Here is a 26,990-nt window from a genome sequence, read left to right on the forward strand (position 1 = left end):
AGGTTGATCAGATCAGCTGACGCGGCTGGTTGCAGGCGCAACCGCAGGGCGCCGCCGCTCGGCCAGCCAGAGTCGCATGTTGTGCCGGATGGTGCGGCCAACCAGCCGGGCGGACGGCACCATGTACAGGCTGTCGAGCAGGCTGAACCGGCGCAGAAACCATTCGGCGAGAACAGGATCCGTCTCGGCGGCGCCGAGGAACTGGTCGAACAGGTTGCCCACCGCGGGGTACCACCACGGTGTCGGCCCGGTGGCGCGGTGCAGCACCAGGTCGCCGATCGCGTTCATCGTCCAGACCGGGAAGGTGGTCTTGGCCGCGGCGCGGGTGAAGTCGCGCTCGAGGTCGGCGCCCGGCGTCTGCAGCAAGCGGCGCAGATGTCCGGTCTGCAGCGACGTCATCGTCATGCCCTGGCCGAATGTCGGGTTGAAGCTGACGACGGCGTCGCCGAACGGGACGATGCCCTCGGGGAACCGGCTGAGCTTGTCGTAGCGACGCCACCGACTGGCGGGGTATTTGTGCAGTGCGACCTCGCCGATCGGCTCGCCCTTTCGGATCGCCGCGGCGACATGCGGCGGCACGATCTCATTGGCGAGCGCGCACATGCCCGCGAAGTCGTGCGGGGGTTCCACCTTGCCGACCCCGAACGTGGTCAGCCCCCAGGTGCCGTCCTCGTAGTGGAGCATCCCGAGCCCGAGCGGCTGCTCGCGGGAGGCGCCCGCGACGATGACCTTCTCGGTCAGCAACCCGTCGGGGATGCGCAGCTGATGGGTGGCGTATCCGATGCCGACGAATACGACGTCCTCGCGGGGGCGCTCAAAACCCCACTGCGCCAACCACACCGGAAGTCGCGTGCCGCGTCCCGCGGCGTCGACGACGAGATCGGCGTCCACCGCGTCCCCCGTATCGAGCAGGACGCCGGTGACCCGCTGCCGCGTCGCGTCGAAGCGTGGTTCACGCACCCCCGCCCGAACGACGTCGACGTTGTCGATGGCCTTCACCCGGCGCCGGATCTGCCATTCCAGGTGCTTACGGCTCGGCACGTAGGCGGTGAATTCGTTCTGCAGCCGATGGTGGGTGCCCAGCACGTGGCCGGCCGCGCCGAAGTGGATGCAGTCGGGCCGGTTCTCCAGAATCGGGACGCCGTCGGCGACCATGTCGGCCAGCAGGCCAGGGAAGTGTGATTCGAACTCCTGCGCGCCGCGCGCCATCAGCAGGTGCACGTGTCGGTCCTGGGGGACCGCGGACCGGTGGGCGGGGGCGTCGGGCAACTCGTCGCGCTCGTAGACCGTGACCCGCTCGTAGCAGTCCGAAAGCACCCGGGCCGCGCACAGGCCGGCGAGGCTGGCCCCGATGACAACTGCGTGTTTAGTAGTCCGCCCCATCGGGTGCACAGTACTCGGTAAATTCCGGACTACGGACCAGGGAAGGCGTGCTCATGGCCGGAAGATGGCGAACGAAGTCGGTTGAACAGTCCATCGCTGACACCGATGAGCCCGACACCCGATTGCGCAAGGACCTGACGTGGTGGGACCTGACCGTGTTCGGCGTGTCCGTGGTGATCGGGGCAGGCATCTTCACGATCACCGCGTCGACGGCTGGCAACATCACCGGCCCGGCGATTTCCATCTCGTTCGTCATCGCGGCGATCGCGTGCGGGCTGGCCGCGTTGTGCTACGCCGAATTCGCGTCGACGGTACCGGTGGCGGGCAGTGCGTACACCTTCTCCTATGCCACCTTCGGTGAGTTCGTCGCGTGGATCATCGGCTGGGATCTGATCCTGGAATTCGCCGTCGCCGCCGCCGTCGTGGCCAAGGGCTGGTCGAGCTATCTGGGCACGGTGTTCGGATTCGGCGGCGGTGTGGCCGATTTCGGCGCGCTGCAACTCGATTGGGGCGCGCTGCTGATCATCGCGTTCGTCACCGTGATCTTGGCGTGGGGCACCAAGTTGTCGGCGGAGGTGAGCCTGGCCATCACGGTGGTCAAGGTGGCGGTGGTGCTGCTGGTCGTGGTGGTCGGCGCGTTCTACATCAAGACCGCCAACTTCTCGCCGTTCATCCCGCCTGCGGAGGCGGGCGAGGGCGGTAGTGGCGCGGAACAGTCGCTGTTCTCGCTGTTGACAGGCGCCGAAGGCAGCCACTACGGCTGGTACGGCGTGCTCGCCGGTTCGTCGATCGTGTTCTTCGCGTTCATCGGTTTCGACATCGTCGCGACGACGGCCGAGGAGGTCAAGAATCCGCAGCGCGACGTATCCCGCGGCATCCTCGCGTCGCTGGCGATCGTCACCGTGCTGTATGTCGCGGTGGCCGTGGTGCTTTCGGGCATGGTGAGCTACACCGAACTGCGCGACGCGGGGGAGAAGGCCAACCTCGCGACGGCGTTCGCCGCCAACGGCATTGACTGGGCCGCCAAAGTGATCTCGATCGGCGCGCTGGCAGGGCTGACGACGGTGGTGATCGTGCTGGTGCTCGGCCAGACCCGTGTGCTGTTCGCGATGTGCCGCGACGGCCTGCTGCCGCGTCCGCTGGCGAAGACCGGCCCGCACGGCACGCCGGTGCGCATCACCCTGCTGGTCGGGGTGTTGGTCGCGATCACCGCGTCGGTGTTCCCGATCGGCAAGCTCGAGGAGATGGTCAACATCGGCACGCTGTTCGCTTTCGTGCTGGTGTCGGCGGGCGTGATCGCGCTGCGTCGCACGCGGCCGGACCTCAAGCGTGGGTTCCGCGCGCCGGGGGTGCCCCTACTGCCGATCGCTTCGATCATCGCCTGCGTCTGGTTGATGCTGAACCTGACCGGGCTGACCTGGATTCGGTTCCTGATCTGGATGGCCATCGGCATGGTCGTCTACTTCGTGTACGGCCGGAGCCATTCGGTGCTTGGCAGGCGCGAGCGGGCAATTTCCGCGTGATCAGGTCAGCTGGCGGCTAGCTGCGCGCCGTCGGGGAAATCGGTGCTGCGGGAGACGGTTTCCCACTTGCGGATGTCTTCGTCGAATGCACTTCGGGCAGCTGAGATGAGCCTGAGGGCGTCAGAGCCCAGCACCAGGTGGGCGGGTGGCTCGTCAGCGTCCACGATCGCCAGGACTGCCTGCGCAGCCTTCGCGGGATCGCCCAATTGGTTGCCGCTGGCGGCCTGGCGGGCGCGGCGGATCGGATCGAACAGCTCGTCATAGTCGGGTATGGAGCGCTGCGCGCGGGTCATCGAGCGGCCCGCCCAGTCGGTGCGGAACGAGCCCGGTTCGATCGCGGTGACGCGAATCCCGAACGCCGCCACCTCTTTACGCAGACTTTCCAGCATGCCTTCCACCGCGAACTTGCTCGCACAGTAGGCAGACATGCCAGGAACGGCCATGAGGCCGCCCATCGAGGTGACCGCCATCAGGTGTCCGGCCCGGCGCTGTCGCATGTACGGCAGGGCACCCTGCAGGGTCGCGGCGACGCCGAACACATTGGTGGCGAACTGTGCGCGAACCTCGGACAGCGGCGTCTCCTCGAAGATGCCCTCGAGACCGTAACCGGCGTTCGCGATCACGACGTCGATCGGCCCGACCGACGACTCGACGTCGGCCACCGTGCGAAAGACGGCCGCATCATCGGTGACGTCGAGGGACCGGGCATGAGCGCGCCCCGGGGCCAGTGCCTCGAAGTCGTTGGCGTCGTTGGTGTTTCGCACCGTACCGACAACCTGGTGACCGGCGTTCAGGGCGCCCTCGGCGAATGCGCGCCCCAAGCCGGAGCTCACGCCGGTGATGAAAATCGTTCGCATGCCGTCCCCGTCGAATTGAGTCTTAATCTGCACAGTGTCGAATATAATCGACAGTATGTCAACTAAGCCCTGGTCCTCTCGTCGCTCGGCACCCACGGTGCGCAAGGGTGATCTACGAGAGCAGCAGATCCTCGAGGCTGCCGAGACGATGCTCAGTACCGTCGGCTACGCGGAGATGACGGTGGCCGGTATCGCCAAGGCGGCCGGAATCACCCGCGGAGCGTTGTACTTCTACTTCGGGTCCAAGCAGGAAGTCCTGACGGCGTTGGTCGCCCGCATCACGGATGCCCTCGAAGACACGGCAGGCGCAGCGCGCACGGATGGCGGTCCTGTGCCGGAGGTCATCGACGCCGCCGTGCGACGCACCGCCGACCTTTGGCTCGAGCATGGTCCGGTGATGCGGATGGCCGTGGATCTCGGCTCTACCGTCCCGGAAATCGACCTCCTGTGGGCGGGTGCCGCCGAAGCGTCGATCGAGGCGATCGGCGACGTTCTTCGTCGCGCAAAAGTGCCGTCCGGCGATGGGCCTGCCGACGCCCCGGCGCTGGCCAGGGCGTTGTGCTGGATGATCGAACGCAGCTTCTATCAGGCATCCAAGGTCTCGCCGGCAGCCGTCGACGAGGCCACGCAAAGCTGCCAAGCGGTATGGAGGCGGGTTGCGATTTCGGTGTGATCGGTAGCGCTGAGCGCGACTCATCACACCGAAATCGGAATTGCGCGGCACTACGAGTGTTTACAAAACATGCCTCTGTGTCTAGACAGGCGACAAATTGGGCTATAAAGTCAAGCCGACGCCGTGATGGGACTCACCGAGGAGGCAGGCAGTGACCACGCAAATGTCCGATATCGACATCGCCCAGTGGCGGGACAGGAAGCGCTATCTGTGGCTGATGGGGCTGATCGCCCCGACGGCCTTGTTCGTGATGCTGCCGTTGGTGTGGGCCTTCAACCAGTGGGGCTGGCATGTCGCGGCGCAGGTCCCGTTCTGGATCGGGCCGATCCTGCTCTACGTTTTGCTGCCCGCCCTTGATCTGCGCTTCGGCCCGGACGGACAGAATCCGCCCGACGAGGTGATGGAGCGGCTGGAGAACGACAAGTACTACCGCTACTGCACCTACATCTACATCCCGTTCCAGTACGCGAGCGTGATTCTGGGCGCCTACCTCTTCACCGCATCGGATCTGAGCTGGCTCGGATTCGACGGTGGCCTTGGCTGGCCCGCCAAGATCGGCCTGGCGCTGTCGGTGGGTGTGCTCGGCGGCGTCGGAATCAACACCGCGCATGAGATGGGCCACAAGAAGGACTCGCTGGAACGCTGGTTGAGCAAGATCACGTTGGCCCAGACCTGCTACGGCCACTTCTACATCGAGCACAACCGCGGCCACCACGTCCGTGTCGCGACGCCGGAGGATCCCGCGTCGGCCCGCTTCGGCGAGACGTTCTGGGAATTCTTGCCGCGCAGCGTGTTCGGCAGCCTGAAGTCGTCGTGGCAGTTGGAGGCGCAGCGGCTGCGCCGGGCCGGCAAGAGTCCGTGGCACTGGTCCAACGACGTGCTCAACGCATGGGCGATGTCGGTGGTGTTCTACGGTGCGCTGATCGCGGTGTTCGGCTGGGCGCTGGTGCCCTACATCGTCATCTCGGCGGTGTTCGGGTTCACGTTGTTGGAGACGGTGAACTATCTCGAGCACTATGGGCTGCTACGGCAGAAGACCGACAGTGGCCGCTACGAACGGTGCGCGCCGGTGCACAGTTGGAACTCCGACCACATCGTCACCAACCTGTTCCTGTATCACCTGCAGCGGCACAGCGATCACCACGCCAACCCGACGCGGCGCTACCAGACGCTGCGCAGCATGGCGGCCGCACCGAACCTGCCGAGCGGGTATGCGTCGATGATCGCGCTGACCTACTTTCCGCCGCTGTGGCGCAAGGTCATGGATCATCGGGTGCTCGCGCATTACGACGGCGACATCGCCCGGGTCAACGTGCACCCGCGGGTCCGCGACAAGGTGCTGGCGAAGTATGGAGTGGCCTGATGAGCGCCTACCGCTGCCCCGGCTGCGACTACGTGTACGACGAGACGAAAGGTGCTCCGCGGGAAGGGTTTCCGGCGGGCACGCCGTTCAGTGAAATCCCCGACGACTGGTGCTGCCCGGACTGTGCAGTGCGCGAGAAAGTCGACTTCGAGACCGTCTAGATCCGTTGACTCTGCGTCCAGGGCGGAAAAGTGCGAGGAGCCGACGCCCTCAGCGCAGAGTCAACACAAGAAAGGGAACTGAAATGAACGACTACAAGCTGTTCGTCTGCGTGCAGTGCGGATTCGAGTACGACGAGGCCAAGGGCTGGCCGGAGGACGGCATCGCCCCCGGCACCCGGTGGGACGACATCCCCGACGACTGGAGCTGCCCGGACTGCGGCGCGGCGAAATCCGATTTCGAGATGGTGGAGGTTGTCCGCCCGTGACCGCTACGGTTGCGGCTGTGAACGAAAGTCGAAGCGCGCAGCGCATTCCGTACGCCGAGGCGTCGCGAGTGCTGCTGCGCGATTCGATTTTGGATGGCATGCGGGAGTTGCTGCTCAGCCGCGACTGGTCGTCGATCACGCTGTCGGACGTCGCGAAGGCGGCCGGCATCAGCAGGCAGACGATTTACAACGAGTTCGGGTCGCGGCAGGGGCTGGCGCAGGGCTACGCGCTGCGGCTCGCCGATCGGCTGGTGGATCAGATCGAGGAAGCCATCGGCGGCAACGTCGGCGACATCTACGCCGCGTTCCTGCAGGGGTTCCGCGATTTCTTCGCCGAGTCCGCCGCCGACCCGCTGGTGATCTCGCTTCTCACCGGCACCACCAAACCGGATCTGCTGCAGCTGATCACCACCGACTCGGCGCCGATCATCACGCACTGCTCGGCGCGGTTGACCGAGTCGTTCATGGATAGCTGGGTGCGCACCAGCGAGGAGGACGCCGGCGTGCTGGCCCGCGCCATCGTCAGGCTCGCGATGAGCTACGTCTCGATGCCGCCGGAGGCCGACCACGATGTGGCGCGGGACCTCGCTAGACTCATGACGCCGTTTGCCGAACGCTACGGTGTGATCGAGCAGAGCTAGCGCGACGGCGCCGCGCCCGATCGCGGCCTAATATGTAACAAAGCTAAGTAAGTGCGACGCGCCCACGAGCCACGAGAAGGAACCTTTATGACCACGACTGAGCAGCGGCTGACCGCCGATGTTCGCAACGGCATCGACTTCAAGGTCGCCGATCTTTCCCTGGCCGACTTCGGCCGCAAGGAGATCCGGCTCGCCGAGCACGAGATGCCGGGGCTGATGGCGCTGCGGCGCGAGTACGCCGATGTGCTGCCGCTGAAGGGTGCGCGGATCTCGGGCTCGCTGCACATGACGGTGCAGACCGCGGTGCTGATCGAGACCCTCGTCGCGTTGGGCGCTGAAGTTCGCTGGGCGTCGTGCAACATCTTCTCGACTCAGGACCACGCGGCCGCGGCCGTCGTCGTCGGCCCGCACGGCACCCCGGAGGAGCCGAAGGGCACTCCGGTGTTCGCGTGGAAGGGCGAGACGCTCGAGGAGTACTGGTGGGCCGCCGAGCAGATGCTCACCTGGGAGGGCGAGCCCGCCAACATGATCCTCGACGACGGCGGTGACGCCACCATGATGGTGCTGCGCGGTGCGCAGTACGAGAAGGCCGGTGTCGTTCCGCCCGCCGAGGACGACGATCCCGCGGAGTGGAAGGTCTTCCTCGGCGTGCTGCGCGAGCGCTTCGAGACCGACAAGAACAAGTGGACCAAGATCGCCGAGTCGGTCAAGGGTGTCACCGAGGAGACCACCACCGGCGTGCTGCGGCTGTATCAGTTCGAGGCCTCCGGCGAGCTGCCGTTCCCGGCGATCAACGTCAACGACTCGGTCACCAAGTCCAAGTTCGACAACAAGTACGGCACCCGGCACTCGCTGATCGACGGCATCAACCGCGGCACCGATGTGCTGATCGGCGGCAAGAAGGTGCTGATCTGCGGCTACGGCGACGTCGGCAAGGGCTGCGCTGAGTCGCTGGCAGGCCAGGGCGCGCGGGTGTCGGTCACCGAGATCGACCCGATCAACGCGCTGCAGGCGCTGATGGACGGCTTTGACGTGGTGACCGTGGAGGACGGCATCGGCCAGGCCGACATCGTCATCACCGCCACCGGCAACAAGGACATCATCACCCTCGAGCACATGAAGGCGATGAAGGACCAGGCGATCCTGGGCAACATCGGCCACTTCGACAACGAGATCGACATGGCCGCACTCGAGCGGTCGGGCGCCAAGAAGCTCAACATCAAGCCGCAGGTCGACCAGTGGATCTTCGACGACGGTAAGTCGATCATCGTGCTGTCCGAGGGCCGACTGCTGAACCTGGGCAACGCGACGGGCCACCCGTCGTTCGTGATGAGCAACAGCTTCTCCAACCAGGTGATCGCGCAGATCGAGCTGTGGACCAAGAACGACGAGTACGACAACGCGGTGTACCGGTTGGCCAAGCATCTCGACGAGAAGGTGGCGCGCATCCACGTCGAGGCGCTCGGCGGCACGCTGACCAAGCTCACCAAAGAGCAGGCGGAGTACATCAACGTCGACGTCGAGGGTCCGTACAAGCCGGAGCACTACCGCTACTGATCCTTCGTTAGATCGCCGCAGTTTCGCGTTTGCGGGCCCAGCTAAAAATGGCTTGACCTCAAGTGCGGTTGAGGTGCCACGCTGGTCATATGAGCGACGGGACAGATGACCAGGAAGCGCGGTTCGTTCGCGACGTGTTGCCGTTGGTCGACCAGTTGTACCGCGCGGCACTGCGGTACACGCGGCGGCCCGCTGACGCTGAGGACCTGGTGCAGGAGACGATGGTCAAGGCGTACACGGGTTTTCATGGGTACCGCGACGGATCAAATGTGCGCGCATGGCTTTTCCGCATCATGACCAACATCTGGATCAGCTCGTACCGCAGCGCGCAACGCCGCGTGGAGGAGGTGCTGTCCGCCGACGTGGCCGAGGTCTGGCCGACCGCGGGTGGCAACCCGTCGGCTGAGCTGGCCGTGCTCGAGGAGATGGGCGACGACGAGGTGCGCGACGCGCTGCAGGCGCTGCCAGAGGCTCAGCGGTTGGTGGTCTACTACGCCGACGTAGAAGGTTTCCGGTACAAGGAGATTGCCGAAATCCTGGATGTGCCGCTCGGCACGGTGATGTCGCGGCTACACCGCGGCCGCGCCAACCTGCGGGCGCTGCTGATGGACTTCGCGACAGCGCGCGGCTATGCGGCCTAGGCGCTCGGCGGTGCGCCGCAGCGGTTCTTGATGTCGAGGAGCGGCTGGCGGATGTTCTTCATGTCGGTTTGTTCGTCTGGGTGAGACGCCATGTAGCCCTTGACTTTTGCCGCCACCTGCTCACGCGACATGGCCTTGAGGCTGGACATGAAGTCGTTGAGGTCGGGGTGGGTGAACAAGTAGGCCGACGTGGACGCGTCGACTCCGGCGCGTACGCCTTCGAGGTCGGCGGCGGTGCAGTTCGGGGGATCGGCGGCGGGATCCTGGTTGGCGTTGGCGAGCGGGCTGGCGACGAACAGTGCCGCGCCGATCCCGGCGCCGGCGCACACGGTGGTGACGAGGCGAGTGAAAATCATGGCTCACAGTCTGCGCACATCCGGCGCTAATACGCGCTAGTCGCAAGCAGTTTCACAGGAGATTGGGTTCGCGTCCACAGGCGGCGGGCGTTTCCGGGCGACGGCGCAGGTGCCAGTTAGGTCGGCGAATTCAACAGGGATCGAGAGATAGTGCAGACCCGAATTCGTCTCTACGTCAATGGCATAGCGGTCTTCACTAGAGAAGAACTTGTCGTCGTACGCCACTGCGGACCCTTCTGGTTTCCCCGACCCAGCTGCCCGCGCAACTGACCGTGAGCTTGTGCGCGAAAAACCGCAAGCTTTTCGAGCGGTAATTCACGTTCGCGCCAGCCGGCCGCGCCAGCCAGGCGGCCGGTTAGGCTCCACGCGTGCTCATCGTTATCGAGGGTGTCGACGGTGCGGGCAAGCGCACGCTGACCGACGGGCTGCGCTCGGCGTTCGAAGCCGCCCACAAGTCCGTCGCGAGCCTGGCCTTCCCGCGCTACGGCCGCTCGATCGAAGCCGACCTCGCCGCCGAGGCGCTGCACGGCCAACACGGCGACCTCGCCGAGTCGGTATCCGCGATGGCCGTCCTGTTCGCCCTCGACCGCGCCGGCGCCAAAGACGAGATTGGCCACCTCATCGCCGCCTATGACGTGGTGATTCTCGACCGCTATGTCGCATCGAACGCCGCCTACAGCGCCGCACGGCTGCATCAGGGCGCCGACGGCGACGTCGTCGAATGGGTCCGCACCCTCGAATACGAGCGGCTGCGCCTGCCGGAACCCGACGTCCAGGTGCTGCTCGACGTGCCCACCGAACTCGCCGCCGAACGCGCCGAGCACCGCGCCAACACCGAATCCGACCGGGCCAAGGACACCTACGAACGCGACGACGCGCTGCAGCGCCGCACCAACGAGGTGTACTCCGCGCTGGCCGCGGCGCACTGGTGCGGGCGCTGGGTCAAGGCCGGACCCGACGTGAACGCCGCCGCGCTGGCCGCAGAGCTGGGTCAATAGCCGACTCGCGGGTGCGCTACCGGCGTTTTATCGCAATCTGGTGCCACCATGGACACCATGAGGCAAAGGATTCTGGTTGTCGATGACGACCCGTCGCTGGCCGAGATGCTCACCATCGTCCTGCGCGGGGAAGGTTTCGACACCGCGGTCATCGGCGATGGCACGCAGGCACTCACGGCGGTCCGCGAGCTGCGGCCCGATTTGGTGTTGCTTGACCTGATGCTGCCAGGCATGAACGGCATCGACGTGTGCCGCGTTCTGCGCGCCGACTCCGGTGTGCCGATCGTCATGTTGACGGCCAAGACCGACACCGTCGACGTGGTGCTCGGCCTCGAGTCGGGCGCCGACGACTACGTGATGAAGCCGTTCAAGCCCAAAGAGCTGGTCGCCCGGGTGCGCGCCCGGTTGCGCCGCAACGAGGACGAGCCCGCCGAGATGCTGTCGATCGGCGACGTCGACATCGACGTGCCCGCACACAAGGTGACTCGGCAAGGTGAGCAGATTTCCCTGACGCCGCTGGAGTTCGACCTGTTGGTGGCGTTGGCGCGCAAACCCAGGCAGGTGTTTACTCGTGATGTGCTGCTCGAACAGGTGTGGGGATACCGGCACCCCGCCGACACCCGTTTGGTGAACGTACATGTCCAACGTTTGCGGGCCAAGGTTGAGAAAGACCCGGAGAACCCGCAGGTGGTCCTGACCGTTCGAGGAGTGGGATACAAGGCCGGACCACCGTGACATTGACCGCTCGGCGGTCGCCGTGATCGGACGACTCGCCGTCGCTGTGACACCGACCGCTCGGCGGTCGCCGTGATCTTCAGCTCGCGGCGGCGCATCCACCGGCGTTCGGCACCACTTTTACGCGGATTCGCTGCGCTGAGTCGAGCGATGGGTCTGGCGTGGAAGCGCTCCCTGCAGTTGCGGGTGGTGGTGTTGACGCTGGGGCTGTCGCTCGCCGTCATTTTGGTGCTCGGCTTCGTGCTGACCAGTCAGATCACCGACCGCATCCTCGAGGTGAAGGTGCGCGCGGCCACCGAGGAGATCGAGCGCGCCCGCAACACCGTCAGCGGCATCGTCGGCGGTGAGGAAACCCGCTCGCTCGACAGCAGCCTGCAGTTGGCGCGCAACACCCTGATCGACCGCAAGGCCGACACCGGCGCCGGACTCGCCGGCGCCTTCGACGCCGTTCTCGTCGTCCCCGGCGACGGCCCCCGCGCCGCGACGGCGGCAGGGCCGGTGCAACAGGTGCCCAACGCGCTGCGCGACTTCGTCAAGGCCGGCCAGGTCAGCTACCAGTACGCGACCGTGCACACCGACGGGTTCTCCGGCCCGGCGTTGGTCATCGGCAGCCCGACGTCCTCGCCCGTCACGAATCTCGAGCTGTACCTGATCTTTCCGCTCAACAACGAGGAATCCACCATCGCCCTGGTGCGGGGCACCATGCTGACCGGTGGCGTGGTGCTGCTCGGCCTGCTGGCCGCGATCGCCCTACTGGTGGCGCGCCAGATCGTGCTGCCCGTGCGGTCGGCGTCGCGCATCGCCGAACGCTTCGCCGAAGGCCATCTCACCGAGCGCATGCCCGTGCGCGGCGAAGACGACATGGCGCGGCTGGCGGTGTCGTTCAACGACATGGCCGAGAGCCTGCACCGGCAGATCACCCAACTCGAAGAGTTCGGCAACCTGCAGCGCCGGTTCACCTCCGACGTCAGCCACGAGCTGCGCACCCCGCTGACGACGGTGCGGATGGCCGCCGACCTGATCTACGACCACAGCGAGGACCTCGACCCCGCGCTGCGCCGCTCGACCGAGCTGATGGTCAACGAGCTGGACCGGTTCGAGACGCTGCTCAACGACCTGCTGGAGATCTCGCGCCACGACGCAGGCGTCGCCGAACTGTCGGTGGAGTCGGTGGACCTGCGGTCGACGGTGCAGAGCGCGCTGGACAACGTCGGGCACCTCGCGGCCGACGCCGACATCGAACTGATCGTCGACATGCCCGCCGAAGGAGTGATCGCCGAGGTCGACCCGCGCCGGGTGGAACGCATCCTGCGCAACCTGATCGCCAACGCCATCGACCACGCCGAGCACAAACCGGTGCGGATCCGGATGGCCGCCGACGAGGACACCGTCGCGGTGACCGTCCGCGACTACGGCGTCGGGTTGCGGCCCGGCGAGGAGAAGCTGGTGTTCAGCCGGTTCTGGCGCTCGGACCCGTCGCGGGTGCGGCGCTCCGGCGGCACCGGCCTGGGCCTGGCGATCAGCATCGAGGACGCCCGCCTGCACCAGGGCAGGCTGGAGGCGTGGGGCGAACCCGGCAAGGGCGCCTGCTTCCGGCTCACCCTGCCGCTGGTCCGCGGGCACAAGGTGACCACAAGTCCGCTGCCCATGAAACCCATTGGGCGCGAACGGCCCCCGCGCCGGTCCCGCGACCGCGAACCCGCAACGGAGAACGTGTGAAACGGCTTCTGGCAGTCGTGTGGCTGCTGGCGGTCGTGCTCGCGGGTTGCGCCGGCGTGCCGAGTTCGTCTGCGCCGCAAGCCATCGGCACCGTGGACCGGCCCGCGCCACCCAGTCTGCCCAAACCGACGCCCGGCATGGATCCCGACGTCCTGCTGCGCGAGTTCCTCAAGGCGACAGCCGATCCCGCGAACCGGCACCTGGCCGCGCGGCAGTTCCTCACCGAATCCGCTTCCCGCGCATGGGACGACGCGGGTAGCGCGCTGCTGATCGACAACGTGGTCTTCGTCGAGACGCGTGGGCCGGATCGGGTGTCGGTCAGCATGCGCGCCGACATTTTGGGTTCACTGTCGGACGTCGGGGTCTTCGAGACGGGGGAGGGCGCCCTGCCCGACCCCGGTCCCATCGAACTGATCAAGACTCCTGGCGGGTGGCGCATCGACCGCCTGCCCAACGGCGTTTTCCTTGACTGGCAACAGTTTCAGTCCACCTACAAGCGCAACACGCTGTACTTCGCCGACCCGACCGGGCACACCGTCGTACCCGATCCCCGCTACGTCGCGGTGTCCGACGCCGATCAACTGGCCACCGAACTGGTCAGCAAGCTCATCGCGGGCCCGCGTCCGGAGATGACGAACACGGTGCGCAACCTGCTCGGTCCGCCGCTCAAGCTCCGCGGCCCGGTGACACGCGCCGACGGCGGCAAGACGGGCGTTGGCCGCGGCTACGGCGGCGCCCGCGTCGACCTGGAGAACCTGTCCACCACCGACCCGCACAGCAGGCAACTGCTTGCCGCACAGATCATTTGGACGCTGTCGCGGGCGGGGATCAACGGCCCGTACGTGATCAACGCCGACGGCGCCGCGCTCGACGATCGGTTCGCCGACGGCTGGAACACCTCCGATGTCGCGGCCACCGACCCCGGCGCGGCCGACGGCGCCGCCGCCGGTCTGCACGCGCTGGTGGGCGGAACGCTGATGTCGTTGGACGGTCAACGGGCGACCAGGGTCGCAGGTCAATTCGGCCAAATGCCGGGCCAGACCGCCGCCGCGGTGTCGCGCACCGGCCAGGAGGTCGCGTCGATCGTCACGCTGCGGCCCGGCGCCCCCGACATGGCCTCGTCGCTGTGGGTCGGACCGCTGAATGGCAATGCGACACAAGCGATGGAGGGGCGCACGCTGTCGCGGCCGAGTTGGGCGCTCGACGACGCGATCTGGGTGGTGGTCGACGGCATCAACGTGGTGCGCGCCATCCAGGACGCCTCGGGGCAGCCGGCCCGCATCCCGGTCGACTCCGGCGTCGTGTCGGCGCGCTACCCGGGTGCCATCACCGAACTCCAATTGTCCCGCGACGGCACCCGCGCAGCGATGGTCATCGAGGGCCAGGTCATCCTCGCCGGCGTCGAGCAGACCGCCGGTGGCGGTTACGCGCTGACTTATCCGCGGCGGCTGGGCTTCGGCCTCGGCAACACGGCCGTATCACTGTCCTGGCGTACCGGCGACGACATCGTCGTCAGCCGCACCGACCCGCAGCACCCGGTGTCCTACGTCAACCTCGACGGGGTGAACTCCGACGGCCCCAGCCGCAACCTGCTGATGCCGGTCACCACCGTCGCCGCGAACCCGTCCACGGTGTACGTCGCCGACGCGCGCGGGGTACTGCAGCTGTCCGGTTCGGCGGCCGACAACGACCCGGCGTGGACCGAGGTGCGGCCGTTGATGGTCGCCGACGCGCTACCCGTGCTGCCCGGCTAGTCGATGTGCGTCGGCGGGTCGGCGAACGCGAAATCCCACGCGGGTTGGCCGGGGCCCATCATGTCGCAGCGCTTGACCGGCACCAGATAGGAACTGGCGCCCCGCGGAACCACCTGCGGCACCGCCGTACACCGCTGCCAGGTGCCGTCGGGCTGCACGGGGCCATCGCACTTGCTGATGAACGGTCCTCCGTACACGCACCCGGCGGCGGCAGGCGGTGCCAGGACGATCATCGCGGCGGCCGTCAGGGCCGCGGCCGATCCTGCGGCGATGCAGCGCTTCATAGAGGTCTCCCGTCCCTGGCAACGAATGACGGTACCGCCTGTGGAGCCGGCATTCGGGGGGTTTGAAGTTCGCGCTGAACCTTCCCCCCGCATCGCCCGTTGTGCAGACAAAACCTCGTCAGGGGTGTTTTCCTCGATTCCCAGGAGGGGATGATGAAGATCCGCGGTCCGATACTGACCCTCGTCGCTGTCGCGGTGCTCGGGGTGGCCATCTTGCTGGTCAACATCTCCAAGGAAGAGCCGCCGCCGCCGGAGCAGCCGGCCGCGCAGACCACCACCGCTACCGTGGTCGCTGCGCCACCGTCACCGGCCACTCCGCCACCGCCCGCGTTCCCCGCCAAGGCTGATTACGTCGGGAAGGTACCCACCGCCAACGGGACCATCACCGTCGACATCACCGTCGACGGCGACAAGGCCATCGCCTATGCCTGCGACGGCAACACCGTCGAGTCGTGGCTGCGCGGCAGCGCGGTCAACGGCGCGGTCAGCCTGGTGAACAAGGACAAGACAAGCCGGCTCGACGGTCGCCTCCAGGGCGACGCCATCGTCGGCACGCTGTCCATCGGCGCGAAGAAGTGGGACTTCACCGCTCCGCTCGGGCGGCCGCCCGCCGGTCTCTACGTCTACGAGAACGCGGGTGTGCGCAACAGCTGGATCGTCGACGGCGACGGGAAGGTGACGGGTGTGCAGCGGCGCGAAGACGGTTCGACTGTGCCCGCGCCGACGTTGACCACCGAGGGCATCGCCGATATCGACGGCATCGAGGTCAGGGCGATCCGGGTCGAAGGAGACAGCGATGTATGACCCTGCCGCCACCCAGCGAATCAGTACCGCCAAGGGCGACGCCGCGGTGCTCGGTGCGGTCGCGCTCGGCGCACTCGTCGCGGTCGGTCTTGGTGTGTTCGGGAAACTGCATGAGCCGCAGTTCTTTTCGATCAGCGTCGCGGGATTCTCCAGCGGCACCGCGGTGAAGGCGTGGCTGGCGACCATCGCCGTGGCACTGGCGCTGTTCCAACTGGTGTCCGCGTTCGCGATGTACCGACTGATCCCGGGCGGCAAGGCGCCGGCATGGATGCGCCCCGCGCACGTGTGGTCGGGCCGACTGGCCGTGTTGGTCAGCGTCCCGGTCGCGGTGCACTGCCTGTACGCACTGGGCTTCGAGTCCTACGACAACCGGGTGTTGTTCCATTCGCTGTTCGGGTGCTTCTTCTACGGCGCGTTCGTGACGAAGATGGTGCTGCTCACCCGCAAAGGCCTTCGGGCATGGGTGATTCCGGTGGCGGGCGGACTGGTGTTTTTCGGCTTAGTCTACGTCTGGCTGACGTCGGCGCTCTGGTTCTTCGACACAAACGGCATCACGTTCTAACTGAAAGGAATCCATGAACATCTCCGAATTCCCCATCTCACGGCAGAAGGTTCTCCTCGGCGCAGGGCTGGGGTTGGTGACCGCCGTCGTCGCCGCGTGCAGTACCTACGGCAAAAAGGACGACGCGGCAAGCGAATCGAGCACCACCAGCGCCGCGCCGACCTCACCCGGTGGCGCAGAGCCCGCGGCCAAGGCCCTGGCCAAGACGGCCGACGTGCCTGTCGGTTCGGGTGTGATCGTCGGCGAGGTCGTGGTGACCCAACCCACCGCGGGGGTGTTCAAGGGGTTCTCGGCGAAGTGCACCCACAAGGGCTGCCTGGTCGACAAGGTGGCCGACGGCACCATCGATTGTCCTTGCCACGGCAGCAAATTCAACCTCGACGGCACGGTGGCCCACGGCCCGGCCGACAAGCCGCTGCAAGCCGAGAACGTCACCGTACAGGGCGATTCGATCGTCCTGGGGTGAGGTCTAGGTGGAGCTGACTCCGGGAATGCGGCCCTCCCGGAACGCTTCAACGAAGTGGCGGTGATCGTCGCGCACGGTGGGGGCGTACTCCATTCCGAACGTGACGACGTCGGCGACGAAAACCTCGATGTCGTCGCCGATCACGTCGACGATCGCGTCTTCGGTCTGGAAGTCGACCAGCGTCTGATCGCTGTCGGTGTCGCTGACGCAGTGCACCTTGGCCACCGCCTGCCCGAGTTGTTCGATGACTTCGGCGAGCTCATCGGGTTCGGTGAGCTCGCTGTAGTCCAAATCGGCTTCGTATGGCGATATTTCGCTGACCACGTAGCCCACGCCGTCGATGTCGGTGTAGCCGAGCAGCGGGTCGGCGTGCGCCTGCAGGGCACGCTGAGAGACGGCGGTGCGGTGGCCGTGGTGCTTGAAGTACCGGTGCACATCCGGGTCGTCGACCACCCGACTCGGTGCGGCCACGTTGCCCTGCTTCATCGACAGCACCACGTCGTTGTCCAGCGCCTGGTTGAAACCTTCGATCAACACCGTGTACGCGGGCAGGCCTGCGCTGCCGATGCCCATACCGGTCTTGCCGATCACGTCCTTGATGTCATAGGCGATGCCGTGGAAGCGCTTCGTCTCCGGAATGGTCTTCAGGTAGCGGTCGAACGCGTCGCTGACCTTCTCGCGTTCGGCGTCGTCGAGGTGTCGCACGCCGGGCAGGTCGCGGAACCGCCGATCCGATTCGTCGACGTGCGTCATCCGCTCGAGCAGCTGCGATCGGGTCGACAGCCGCGCCGCCTGCAGCGCCGCCAACACCGCGCCGCGGGCGGTCTGCAGGTTCAGTGAGAACGACGAATCGTCCTCGACGTCGACGAACCACCGCACCTGGTCGACGTATGCGCGCACGAATGTCTCGATCAGGCAGGCGATCTCCTCATCCGACAACGCCTTCTGCCAGCACATCAGTGCGACGCTGGCCGCGAATCGTTGCAGATCCCAAGTGAAATGCCCGACGAACGCCTCGTCGAAATCGTTGACGTCGAAAATCAACACACCGGAGCCGTCCATGTAGGTGCCGAAGTTCTCCGCATGCAGATCGCCCTGTATCCACACCCGCGCGGTCCGGTCGTCGGCCCACCGGTCGTCGCGATCGGCCAGGTCGGCGTAGAACACGCAGGCGCTGCCCCGGTAGAAAGCGAACGGATCGGCGGCCATCTTGCGGAACTTGGTCCGGAAGGCGTCAGGGTCGGCCTTCATCAGATCGGCGAATGCCTTCACCAGGCAGTCGACGATGAAGGACTCGCGCGCCTCGCTGTCGGCCATCCGATCGGATACCCGTCCGGACCGCCGGATATGCCGCCGCTCAGACCTCCGGCAGCGCGGCCACGATCTGCTCGGGTGTCAGCGGCAGCGAGCGCACCCGGACACCGAGCGCGTCGGCCACCGCGTTGGCGATCGCGGCCGCCGTCGGGCCCTGCGCGCATTCCCCGACACCGAGTGAGGGATGCCCCGCCCCGGGCAACAGGTCGACGTCGACCGCGGGCACCTCGGAGAACCGCAGGATCGGGTAGCTGTCCCAGGTGTCGCTGGTGACGGTGAACCGGTCGAACCGCACCCGTTCCTTCACCGTCCAACTGGTGGCCTGAACCGCACCGCCCTCGATCTGGTTCGCCGCGCCGTCCGGGTTGATCACCAGTCCGGCGTCGACGGCTATGGTCAAGCGGCGCACCCGGACTTCGGTGACGGCCTCGACCTCGGCGACCACCGCGCAGTAGGCGCTCGAGTTCTTGTATCGGGCATATCCGATGCCGTGCCCGACCGCGTCGCCGGCCTGCCACGACGCCCAATCCGACTGGTGGGCAACATGTTCGAGTACCGCCCTGGCCCTCGGGTCGGACAGGTGCGCCAGCCGGAACTCGATCGGGTCCCGTCCGGCGTCCGCGGCTAGTTCGTCCATGAACGACTCCGCGGCGAACACATTGAGGTGCGCACCCAGCGACCGCAACGCCGACGTCCGCAACGGCATCGCGGTCAGCAGGTTGTTCACCACCTGGTAAGCCGGAAAGGCGTAGCCGGGAACGGCATTGCGGGCCGCCCCGCCGCCGCGCTCCTGAGGAGGCTCGCCGCCCGATTTGATCACTTCGCCGCCCGCGCGGTGGCTCGCCGCCAGGAACGCCAGGTTGGGTGTCATGCCCGGCCTGCTGATGTAGCTGCCGCCCCAGATCTCGTGCCGCCAGGACAACACCGCACCATCCGCACCGCAGTCGGCCGAAAGTCGCACCACGCCAGCGGGACCCAACGGAGACCAACTCAGCTCGTCGGATCGTGACCACACCACCTGCACCGGCCTGCCGGGGACGGCCATTGCCAACAGGGCGGCGTCCATCGCCACGTCGTCGGCGCCGTTGTGGCCGTAGCAGCCCGAGCCGTCGACGTGCCGAACACTCAGTAGATCCGGTGGAATGCCAAGTGCCCGTGCAATTTCCCGCCGCAACACGTGGATGCCCTGACTGTGGGTCCAGATGTGCAGGCGATCGTCCTCGGCGAGCGCGACGGCGCAGGAGGGTCCGATCGAACCGTGCGCCAGATACGGCCGGTGGTAGTCCGCGGTGACCGAACGGACCACGCCTGTCGACGGTCGGTGCCCAGTGTCGGCGATGACGGTGGTCTCCGCGGGCGCGGAGGTCAAGAACGCGGGCAGGTCCTCTTCATCGGGCAGCGTCGACGGTTGGTCCCACGACGCATCCCCGCGCAGCAGATCCGCGGCCCGAAGCGCGGTCTCTTCGCGCTCGGCGACGACGGCCAGGAAGTCGCCGTCGCGGACCACGGCGAGTACGCCGGGCATGGCTTCGGTTGGGGCACAGTCGATCTCGCGCAGCGTCGCCCCGCGCGACGGGGGCCTGACCACCCTGCCGTACACCATCGAATCAAGCGTCAGATCGTGTACGTAACTCGATCTGCCCGCCAGTTTGCCTGGCAGATCGACCCGACCCACGCTGGCGCCGACGACTCGGTACGCCGATACGGGTTTCGGGGCGGCCGCACCGGTGGCGGCCCGATCCAGCAGGGTGTCGTCGGCCAGTTCCCAGTAGCTGGTGGCCGCGCCGTTTTCGGCGCAGATCTGCCCGTCGTCGATCGTGAGGTCGTCCTTGGGCACCGCGAGCTTGTCGGCGGCGACGCCGAGGTAGATGTCGCGCACCTCCGCGCACACCTGCCGCAGGGCGGCCCCCGACTGCTGGATGGACAGGCTGCCCGCGGTCAACCCCTCGTCGGGACCCGCGTCGGTGCTCGCAGGCGTCATCGCGATGCGGGCAACGTCGACGTCGAGTTCCTCGGCGGCCACCTGGGACAGCGCCGTCAACACGCCCTGGCCCAATTCGACCTTGCCGGAACGGATTTCGATCTCACCCTCGGACCCGATACGCAGCCAGTCGCCGAGCCGCGGGTTGGCGGCCAGCGTGACGGGCAGCGCGGTCACGACGCCCGCATCTCGGCGGCGGCGGCGAGCACCGCGCGCACCACCCGGTTGTGCGCCCCGCAGCGGCACAGGTTGTCGTCGAGCGCGGCGCGCACCTCGGCTTCTGCGGGATCGGGATTGGCCGCGAGCAGGGCTGCGGCGCTGACCACGATGCCGGACATGCAGTAGCCGCATTGCGCGGCCTGACCCTCGACGATGGCGCGGGCGACCGGATGCGGCGAGCCGTCGTCGCCCAACCCCTCCACGGTGGTGACCGCCTTCTCCGTCACCGCCCACAGCGGGGTGTCGCACGAGTACACCCGGTGCCCGTCGACCAGCACCATGCAGGCACCGCAGACGCCCAGCCCGCAGCCGAACCGGGTGCCCTTCAAACCGAGGTGGTTGCGCAGCACGTACAGCAAGGCGGTGTCGTCGTCTGCATCGACGTGTCGGGTGCGGCCGTTGACCTGAACTTCTGCCATGCCTCCAGCATCACCGCCGTTGCCCCCTGCGTGCCCTGAACCACTGCTGTGAATTCGCTGTCGGCGACGCGGGTGGGTGGGCCCCGGCGATGTCAACTAATCTGTTCCCCGGTTCAGACTGCAGCCTGTGTAAACGCACGACCCGTCGACGGACGGGCGCTTCGACGCTGGGTGAGGTATGGGCAAAGAGCAGTTGGGTGAAGAGTGGCTGGGCCGGGTGGCGATCGTCGCCATGTCGGGTGAGCTGGACATGGCGACCGCGCCGCAACTCGACGAGGCGGTGCAGGCCGCCCTCGCCAAGAAGCCGGCAGGTCTGATCGTCGACCTCCTCGGGCTGACCTTCCTCGCCTCGGCGGGAATGCAGCTGCTCATCGAGATCTGCGACCAGGTCACCCCGAGCATCCGGTTTGCCGTGGTCGCGGACGGTCCCGCCACCAGCAGGCCGATGAAGATCACCGGGGTCACCGATGTCGTCGACGTGTTCAGCACACGAGACGTAGCTCTCAACAGCTTTTCCGAATGTAATCGGCCGGATTCGGGTATCTGACCGAACACTGTGAGCGAATCAAGTAACGACCCGCGCCCCGACGGACAGGTGTTCGTCGGCAGCGGCACCGCCGACGTCGCAACCGCGTCGCAGCTGCGGCGCGAGTTCGCCGACTGGCTCGGGCAACGATTCGCCCTCGACGAGATCAAGCTCGGCGACGCGATCCTGGCGGTGTACGAGGCGCTGGCCAACGCCGCCGAGTTCGCCTATGTCGGCAGGCCCGCGCCGGGTGCCCTCTCGATCGAGGCCCGCCACGACAGCACCGCCAACCGGCTCGACGTCACCGTCCGGGATTTCGGGACCTGGCGCGAGACGGTGCACGCGGTGCCTGACAACACGCGAGGCCGCGGCATACCGCTCATGAAGGCCCTCGCCGACGAGGCGGAGATCGACCGGACCCCCACCGGCACCGTCGTCGTGCTGCGATTCGGTGACGTGCGGCCGGCCGAGGGGGAGACGTTCGCCGCGTCGGCGTGATGTCACAGCTGGCCGCGACACTGCGGACATGCTCGATCTCGTCCTGCCGCTCGAGTGCGGCGGCTGCGCGGCGCCCGCGGCGCGCTGGTGTCCCGCCTGCGCCCGCCAACTCGCTGTCAGCGCCGACCAACCGCACCTGATCACGCCGCGCGTCGATCCGGGCGTGCCCGTGTTCTCCCTCGGCCGCTACGCCGGGCCGCGCCGGGCCGCCATCGTCGCCGTCAAGGAACACGGTCGGGCCGACCTGATTCGCCCGCTCGCCGATGCCGTCGGGGCCGCGCTCGGCAACCTCGTCGGCTGGGGTCTGGTCGGCACGCCGCTCACCGTGGTGCCCGCACCGACCCGGCGGTCCGCCGCCCGCCGCAGAGGCGGCGACCCGGTCACGCGGATCGCGCGGGCAGCGACCGCGAACCACGCCGGACTGCGCGTCGTCGCGGCGCTGAGGATGCGGGGGCTGGTCCGGGACTCCGTCGGACTGTCCGGTGCCGACCGGCAACGCAATGTCGCGGGACGGGTGAAGCTGGTCGAGGCGGTCACGGGCGCGGTGCTGGTGGTCGACGACATCGTCACCACGGGCGCGACGGCGGGCGAATCGGTGCGCGTCCTGCACGCCGCGGGCGCCCACGTCGTCGGGGTGCTTGCGATCGCCAACGCCTGACGTCAGCGACGATTCGGCCACCGCGGCACGGCCCGAAAACAGCCCCATGTGAAGAACTGAAAACGGGTGCGCGAATTTACTGGCACTCCCGGGTGAACACGATTACCGTCGGCAACAACCACCCGTGAATGCCTCACGGCGGCGCTCTAAACGCAGCGCCTGTATCGCCATCAGCGGTAGGAGGTGAGTAGTCGACACCTTGCACCGGCGGGTGGCGCGGACATGCAGACCCCGCCGGCGCGTTTGTTAAACACAAGCCGGGCACGCTTTAGCGTGCGACTCCGTAGAGAGCGAGTTGTAAAGCATGTCAAGCCATTCCGTGGACTCCGACCGCACAACAATGGTGATCGAGGACGAGCGGCAAGAACCGACTCCGAACGCAGAGGTCGTCGTCAAGGGTCGCAACGTCGAGGTCCCCGACCACTTCCGCATCTACGTTTCCGAGAAACTGTCCCGACTCGAACGATTTGACCGCACCATCTACCTGTTCGACGTCGAGCTGGACCACGAGCGCAACCGGCGCCAGCGGAAGAACTGCCAGCACGTCGAGATCACCGCACGCGGACGCGGCCCGGTCGTCCGCGGCGAGGCGTGCGCCGACAGCTTCTACGCCGCCCTCGAGTCGGCGGTCTGCAAACTCGAAAGCCGGCTTCGCCGCAGCAAGGACCGCCGCAAGGTGCACTACGGGGACAAGACCCCGGTGTCGCTGGCGCAGGCCACGGCCGTCGATCCGGTGCCGCCGACACCGTCGACCGACGACACTCCGCAGACCGACGGAGCGGCCATCGAGGATCACGAGCCTGGGCGCATCGTGCGCGTCAAGGAACATCCGGCGACGCCGATGACCGTCGACGACGCGCTCTACGAGATGGAACTCGTCGGCCACGACTTCTTCCTGTTCCACGACAAGGAGAGCGACAAGCCCTGCGTGGTCTACCGCAGGCACGCGTACGACTACGGACTGATCAGGCTCGCATAGGAGGTGGCGGGCGAGTGCGCATCGCAGGCGACCGAAGGGCGCCGAGGCGCCGAGCTTGCCCAGAACCGACCGTCATCTAGACGCTTTCCAGCGGCTTCGACCAGCAATTTCGACGGGTCACCTACGATGGACCTCGTCTGATAAAGCCTGAGGTCCATCGAACCCATTGAGAAAAGCTGAGGAAATCGCGTGCTGGACAAGTTGCTCCGTCTCGGCGAAGGCCGCATGGTCAAGCGCCTCAAGGGGGTGGCTGACTACGTCAACACCCTGTCTGACGACGTGGAGAAGCTCACCGACGCTGAGTTGCGCGCCAAGACCGACGAATTCAAGAAGCGGGTAGCCGACGGTACCGATCTCGATGACCTTCTTCCCGAGGCGTTCGCGGTGGCCCGCGAGGCCGCCTGGCGGGTGCTCTCACAGCGGCACTTCGACGTCCAGGTGATGGGCGGCGCGGCGCTGCACTTCGGCAACGTCGCCGAGATGAAGACCGGTGAGGGCAAGACCCTGACCGCGGTGCTGCCGTCGTACCTCAACGCGCTGTCGGGTGAGGGTGTGCACGTCGTCACCGTCAATGACTATCTGGCTAAACGCGACGCCGAGTGGATGGGCCGCGTGCACCGGTTCCTCGGTCTCAACGTAGGTGTGATCCTGTCCGGCCTGAACCCCGACGAACGGCGCGCCGCGTACGCCGCCGACATCACCTACGGCACCAACAACGAATTCGGCTTCGACTACCTGCGCGACAACATGGCGCATTCGCTGGCCGACCTGGTGCAGCGCGGGCACAACTTCGCGATCGTCGACGAGGTCGACTCCATCCTGATCGACGAGGCCCGCACGCCGCTGATCATCTCCGGGCCCGCCGACGGCTCGTCGCACTGGTACACCGAGTTCGCCCGGATCGCCCCGCTGATGGAGAAGGACGTCCACTACGAGGTGGACCTGCGCAAGCGCACCATCGGCGTGCACGAGCTCGGCGTCGAGTTCGTCGAGGACCAGCTCGGCATCGAGAACCTCTACGAGGCGGCCAACTCGCCGCTGGTCAGCTACCTCAACAACGCGATCAAGGCCAAGGAGCTGTTCCAGCGCGACAAGGACTACATCGTCCGCGACGGCGAGGTGCTGATCGTCGACGAGTTCACCGGCCGCGTGCTGATCGGCCGCCGCTACAACGAGGGCATGCACCAGGCCATCGAGGCCAAAGAGCACGTCGAGATCAAGGCCGAGAACCAGACGCTGGCCACCATCACGCTGCAGAACTACTTCCGGCTCTACAAGAAGCTGTCCGGGATGACCGGCACCGCCCAGACCGAGGCGGCCGAGCTGCACGAGATCTACAAACTCGGTGTCGTGACGATCCCGACCAACAAGCCGATGGTCCGCGCCGATCAGTCCGATTTGATCTACAAGACCGAAGAGGCGAAGTACATGGCGGTCGTCGACGACGTCGCCGAGCGGTACGAGAAGGGTCAGCCGGTGCTGATCGGCACCACCAGCGTCGAGCGCTCCGAGTACCTGTCGCGCCAATTCCAGAAGCGGCGCATCCCGCACAACGTGCTCAACGCCAAGTACCACGAGCAGGAAGCCAACATCGTCGCCGAGGCGGGCCGATTGGGCGCCATCACCGTCGCCACCAACATGGCCGGCCGCGGTACCGACATCGTGCTCGGCGGCAACGTGGACTTCCTCGCCGACAAGGCGCTGCGCGAGCGGGGCCTCGACCCGGTCGAGACCCCTGACGAGTACGAGGCCGCGTGGCACGAGGTGCTGCCGAAGGTCAAGGCCGAGGCTGCCGAGGAAGCCGAGGATGTCCGCGCCGTCGGCGGCCTGTACGTGCTCGGCACCGAGCGCCACGAGTCGCGCCGCATCGACAACCAGTTGCGCGGCCGTTCCGGTCGCCAGGGCGATCCGGGCGAGTCGCGGTTCTACCTGTCGCTGGGCGACGAACTGATGCGGCGATTCAACGGCGAGACGTTGGAGGCGCTGCTCAACCGGCTGCAGCTGCCCGACGACGTGCCGATCGAAGCCAAGATGGTCACCCGCGCGATCAAGAGCGCGCAGACCCAGGTCGAGCAGCAGAACTTCGAGGTCCGCAAGAACGTCCTCAAGTACGACGAGGTGATGAACCAGCAGCGCAAGGTCATCTACGAGGAGCGTCGCCTGATCCTGGAGGGCGAGAACCTCGCCGAGCAGGCGCACCGGATGCTCGTCGACGTGATCACCGCCTACGTCGACGGCGCCACCGCCGAGGGCTACGCCGAGGACTGGGATCTGGAGAAGCTGTGGGACGCGCTCAAGACGCTGTACCCGGTCGGCATCGACCATCACGACCTGCTGGACTCCGACGCCGTCGGCGAGCCCGGTGAACTGACGCGCGACGAACTGCTCGACGCGTTGATCGCCGACGCCGAGCGCGCGTACGCCGAGCGGGAGAAGCAACTCGAGGAGATCGCCGGTGAGGGGGCGATGCGGCAGTTGGAGCGCAACGTGCTGCTCAACGTCCTCGACCGCAAATGGCGCGAGCACCTCTACGAGATGGACTACCTCAAGGAGGGCATCGGCCTGCGCGCGATGGCGCAGCGCGATCCGCTGGTCGAGTACCAGCGCGAGGGTTACGACATGTTCGTCGGCATGCTCGAGGGGCTCAAGGAAGAGTCGGTCGGCTTCTTGTTCAACGTCACCGTCGAGGCCGCGCCTGCGCCCAGTGTCGCGCCGGTTGCCGCGCCGTCCGGGCTCGCGCAGTTCGCCGCCGAGGCCGCAGCCAAGGCGCAGGACAGCCCCCAGGGTGGGCTGGCCACCAAGGAACGTGCGGAACCGGCTCCGGCGTTGCGCGCCAAGGGAATTGAGGACTCTGCGCCGCCGCTGACCTACAGCGGCCCGTCCGAGGACGGGTCGACGCAGGTGAAGCGCGACGGTAGCGGCGGACCCAAGCACGCCGCCCCGAGCGGCACCAGCAGGCGTGAGCGGCGCGAGGCCGCGCGTCAGCAGGCCAAGGCCGCCAAGGGAATGCGCAGGCGCTAACCGATCTGCAGGGCGACCACCCGCCAGCGGTCGTCGCGGCGCTCGATGCGTCCCGCGATGGCCCGCACCCGGTGGCCGCGGGTGTACGTCGCGAAGAGCTCACCGGTTCGCTCGTCGACCATCCGCACCCGGACCCGGCCGAGCGAGGCGGACGCGTTCTGCGGCATGCGCGTCAACGTGGTGAGGGTGTCGATCAACGCCGGCGCCACCACCCGGTGCAGTTGCGGGATGGGTCGGCGCCGGTCGACGACCTCCAGGATGCGGCGCAGCGCCGCATCGGCGAACGCCACCACCGCCGGCGGCGGCAACGGACTGCGGGGCAGCGGACGGACCGGTCGAAGGGTGCGCACGGTGCGGCGGTGCAGCGCGGCCGACGACGGCGGCGGGCACGCGGCGAGGCCGACCGGCGGTGGCTCGCAGTCGATGATCGGCGTCGTGAGCGACACCGGTGCGGACGGAACTCGGGATGCGGTCATGGATGCTCTCCAGCGGTCGTATGACGAGGACGGCATCTGCTGGAGAGTCGCAGACATAGTCATGATCGCACGGCTTCCCGACGTCCGGACTCACCGAATGCACCCGTGATGCAGACACACAGATCCGGCCGATAACCTGCACGGGGGCCAAGTGAG

Annotated in this window: 28 protein-coding genes; 20 read left to right on the plus strand and 8 right to left on the minus strand. The window is 67.0% G+C overall.

Features of this window, described 5'->3' with window-relative positions; translation table 11 throughout:
- Positions 1-12 precede the first annotated feature (12 nt).
- Positions 13-1,383, minus strand: coding sequence for an NAD(P)/FAD-dependent oxidoreductase (locus C1A30_RS12770; RefSeq protein WP_101948666.1), 1,371 nt, complete (start codon positions 1,381-1,383; stop codon positions 13-15).
- A 53-nt stretch (positions 1,384-1,436) separates the two neighbouring features.
- Between C1A30_RS12770 and C1A30_RS12775 the strand changes: the two genes are divergently transcribed.
- Positions 1,437-2,906 carry an amino acid permease gene (locus tag C1A30_RS12775; protein WP_101948667.1) on the plus strand — a complete coding sequence of 490 codons (1,470 nt, stop codon included), beginning with the start codon at positions 1,437-1,439 and terminating at the stop codon, positions 2,904-2,906.
- Positions 2,907-2,911: 5 nt separating this feature from the next.
- On the opposite strand, the gene C1A30_RS12780 is transcribed toward C1A30_RS12775, so the two are convergent.
- Complete coding sequence (locus tag C1A30_RS12780) at positions 2,912-3,763, minus strand: oxidoreductase (RefSeq protein WP_101950162.1); 852 nt, start codon at positions 3,761-3,763, stop codon at positions 2,912-2,914.
- 55 nt (positions 3,764-3,818) lie between these two features.
- Here C1A30_RS12780 and C1A30_RS12785 point away from each other — a divergent pair, with 55 nt between their 5' ends.
- From C1A30_RS12785 to C1A30_RS12815, 7 genes are all read left to right on the plus strand, one after another.
- Complete coding sequence (locus tag C1A30_RS12785; RefSeq protein ID WP_101948668.1) at positions 3,819-4,436, plus strand: TetR/AcrR family transcriptional regulator; 618 nt, start codon at positions 3,819-3,821, stop codon at positions 4,434-4,436.
- 163 nt (positions 4,437-4,599) lie between these two features.
- The gene (locus C1A30_RS12790) at positions 4,600-5,799 is read left to right on the plus strand and encodes an alkane 1-monooxygenase (protein WP_101950163.1); all 1,200 of its coding nucleotides are present in this window, start codon (positions 4,600-4,602) and stop codon (positions 5,797-5,799) included.
- Positions 5,799-5,960, plus strand: coding sequence for a rubredoxin (locus tag C1A30_RS12795; protein WP_101948669.1), 162 nt, complete (start codon positions 5,799-5,801; stop codon positions 5,958-5,960). The genes C1A30_RS12790 and C1A30_RS12795 overlap by 1 nt, the downstream gene beginning before the upstream one ends.
- 83 nt (positions 5,961-6,043) lie before the next feature.
- Positions 6,044-6,226, plus strand: a complete 183-nt coding sequence (locus C1A30_RS12800; RefSeq protein WP_101948670.1) for a rubredoxin — start codon at positions 6,044-6,046, stop codon at positions 6,224-6,226.
- Positions 6,223-6,867 carry a TetR family transcriptional regulator gene (locus C1A30_RS12805; protein ID WP_101948671.1) on the plus strand — a complete coding sequence of 215 codons (645 nt, stop codon included), beginning with the start codon at positions 6,223-6,225 and terminating at the stop codon, positions 6,865-6,867. The genes C1A30_RS12800 and C1A30_RS12805 overlap by 4 nt, the downstream gene beginning before the upstream one ends.
- Before the next feature lie 87 nt (positions 6,868-6,954).
- Positions 6,955-8,424, plus strand: a complete 1,470-nt coding sequence (ahcY, locus tag C1A30_RS12810; protein WP_101948672.1) for an adenosylhomocysteinase — start codon at positions 6,955-6,957, stop codon at positions 8,422-8,424.
- Between the two features lie 89 nt (positions 8,425-8,513).
- A complete protein-coding gene (locus tag C1A30_RS12815; RefSeq protein WP_101948673.1) occupies positions 8,514-9,065 on the plus strand; it encodes a sigma-70 family RNA polymerase sigma factor in 552 nt (183 codons plus the stop codon).
- On the opposite strand, the gene C1A30_RS12820 is transcribed toward C1A30_RS12815, so the two are convergent.
- On the minus strand, positions 9,062-9,421 hold the full coding sequence (locus tag C1A30_RS12820) for a heme-binding protein (RefSeq protein WP_101948674.1): 360 nt from the start codon (positions 9,419-9,421) through the stop codon (positions 9,062-9,064). The two genes, C1A30_RS12815 and C1A30_RS12820, sit on opposite strands and share 4 nt — an antisense overlap.
- A 368-nt stretch (positions 9,422-9,789) precedes the next feature.
- On the opposite strand from C1A30_RS12820, the gene C1A30_RS12825 reads away from it, so the two are divergent.
- The 4 genes from C1A30_RS12825 (at position 9,790) to lpqB (ending at position 14,627) form a co-directional block, all read left to right on the plus strand.
- Entirely contained in the window at positions 9,790-10,419 is a 630-nt protein-coding gene (locus tag C1A30_RS12825) for a dTMP kinase (RefSeq protein WP_101948675.1), read from the plus strand.
- 48 nt (positions 10,420-10,467) lie between these two features.
- The gene (gene mtrA, locus C1A30_RS12830) at positions 10,468-11,154 is read left to right on the plus strand and encodes a two-component system response regulator MtrA (RefSeq protein WP_014814652.1); all 687 of its coding nucleotides are present in this window, start codon (positions 10,468-10,470) and stop codon (positions 11,152-11,154) included.
- 72 nt (positions 11,155-11,226) lie between these two features.
- On the plus strand, positions 11,227-12,873 hold the full coding sequence (gene mtrB / locus C1A30_RS12835) for an MtrAB system histidine kinase MtrB (protein WP_101948676.1): 1,647 nt from the start codon (positions 11,227-11,229) through the stop codon (positions 12,871-12,873).
- A gap of 8 nt (positions 12,874-12,881) precedes the next feature.
- Positions 12,882-14,627, plus strand: a complete 1,746-nt coding sequence (gene lpqB, locus C1A30_RS12840) for an MtrAB system accessory lipoprotein LpqB (RefSeq protein WP_235010058.1) — start codon at positions 12,882-12,884, stop codon at positions 14,625-14,627.
- Here the strand turns inward: lpqB and C1A30_RS12845 are convergent.
- A complete protein-coding gene (locus tag C1A30_RS12845) occupies positions 14,624-14,911 on the minus strand; it encodes a hypothetical protein (RefSeq protein ID WP_101948678.1) in 288 nt (95 codons plus the stop codon). The genes lpqB and C1A30_RS12845 overlap by 4 nt on opposite strands.
- A 153-nt stretch (positions 14,912-15,064) precedes the next feature.
- Between C1A30_RS12845 and C1A30_RS12850 the strand changes: the two genes are divergently transcribed.
- From C1A30_RS12850 to C1A30_RS12860, 3 genes are read left to right on the plus strand one after another with little or no spacing between them, the layout of a single operon-like run.
- On the plus strand, positions 15,065-15,715 hold the full coding sequence (locus C1A30_RS12850) for a hypothetical protein (RefSeq protein WP_101950164.1): 651 nt from the start codon (positions 15,065-15,067) through the stop codon (positions 15,713-15,715).
- Positions 15,708-16,277, plus strand: a complete 570-nt coding sequence (locus C1A30_RS12855) for a DUF6529 family protein (protein WP_101948679.1) — start codon at positions 15,708-15,710, stop codon at positions 16,275-16,277. The genes C1A30_RS12850 and C1A30_RS12855 overlap by 8 nt, the downstream gene beginning before the upstream one ends.
- 13 nt (positions 16,278-16,290) lie before the next feature.
- The gene (locus C1A30_RS12860) at positions 16,291-16,743 is read left to right on the plus strand and encodes a ubiquinol-cytochrome c reductase iron-sulfur subunit (RefSeq protein WP_101948680.1); all 453 of its coding nucleotides are present in this window, start codon (positions 16,291-16,293) and stop codon (positions 16,741-16,743) included.
- A gap of 3 nt (positions 16,744-16,746) precedes the next feature.
- On the opposite strand, the gene C1A30_RS12865 is transcribed toward C1A30_RS12860, so the two are convergent.
- Genes C1A30_RS12865 through C1A30_RS12875 form a run of 3 tightly spaced genes read right to left on the minus strand, consistent with a single transcriptional unit; the run spans position 16,747 to position 20,676 of the window.
- Positions 16,747-18,060 carry a DUF2252 domain-containing protein gene (locus tag C1A30_RS12865; RefSeq protein ID WP_101948681.1) on the minus strand — a complete coding sequence of 438 codons (1,314 nt, stop codon included), beginning with the start codon at positions 18,058-18,060 and terminating at the stop codon, positions 16,747-16,749.
- 40 nt (positions 18,061-18,100) lie between these two features.
- On the minus strand, positions 18,101-20,215 hold the full coding sequence (locus C1A30_RS12870; RefSeq protein ID WP_101948682.1) for a molybdopterin cofactor-binding domain-containing protein: 2,115 nt from the start codon (positions 20,213-20,215) through the stop codon (positions 18,101-18,103).
- Positions 20,212-20,676 carry a (2Fe-2S)-binding protein gene (locus C1A30_RS12875; protein WP_101948683.1) on the minus strand — a complete coding sequence of 155 codons (465 nt, stop codon included), beginning with the start codon at positions 20,674-20,676 and terminating at the stop codon, positions 20,212-20,214. Before C1A30_RS12875 ends, C1A30_RS12870 begins: the two co-directional genes overlap by 4 nt.
- A gap of 178 nt (positions 20,677-20,854) precedes the next feature.
- Between C1A30_RS12875 and C1A30_RS12880 the strand changes: the two genes are divergently transcribed.
- The 5 genes from C1A30_RS12880 (at position 20,855) to secA (ending at position 26,358) form a co-directional block, all read left to right on the plus strand.
- On the plus strand, positions 20,855-21,223 hold the full coding sequence (locus tag C1A30_RS12880) for an STAS domain-containing protein (protein ID WP_101948684.1): 369 nt from the start codon (positions 20,855-20,857) through the stop codon (positions 21,221-21,223).
- A gap of 9 nt (positions 21,224-21,232) precedes the next feature.
- Positions 21,233-21,700 (plus strand): ATP-binding protein, encoded by a 468-nt coding sequence (locus C1A30_RS12885; protein ID WP_235009858.1) that lies wholly within the window; start codon positions 21,233-21,235, stop codon positions 21,698-21,700.
- Positions 21,701-21,728: 28 nt separating this feature from the next.
- Complete coding sequence (locus C1A30_RS12890) at positions 21,729-22,358, plus strand: ComF family protein (protein ID WP_101948685.1); 630 nt, start codon at positions 21,729-21,731, stop codon at positions 22,356-22,358.
- Positions 22,359-22,698: 340 nt separating this feature from the next.
- Positions 22,699-23,337 (plus strand): ribosome hibernation-promoting factor, HPF/YfiA family, encoded by a 639-nt coding sequence (hpf, locus tag C1A30_RS12895; protein WP_200828346.1) that lies wholly within the window; start codon positions 22,699-22,701, stop codon positions 23,335-23,337.
- Between the two features lie 189 nt (positions 23,338-23,526).
- Positions 23,527-26,358: a preprotein translocase subunit SecA gene (gene secA / locus C1A30_RS12900; RefSeq protein ID WP_101948687.1), complete on the plus strand. Its 2,832-nt coding sequence runs from the start codon at positions 23,527-23,529 to the stop codon at positions 26,356-26,358.
- On the opposite strand, the gene C1A30_RS12905 is transcribed toward secA, so the two are convergent.
- The gene (locus C1A30_RS12905; protein WP_101948688.1) at positions 26,355-26,834 is read right to left on the minus strand and encodes an Rv3235 family protein; all 480 of its coding nucleotides are present in this window, start codon (positions 26,832-26,834) and stop codon (positions 26,355-26,357) included. The genes secA and C1A30_RS12905 overlap by 4 nt on opposite strands.
- Positions 26,835-26,990 lie beyond the last annotated feature (156 nt).

The organism is Mycobacterium sp. 3519A (assembly GCF_900240945.1).
In the GTDB taxonomy this organism is placed as follows: domain Bacteria; phylum Actinomycetota; class Actinomycetes; order Mycobacteriales; family Mycobacteriaceae; genus Mycobacterium.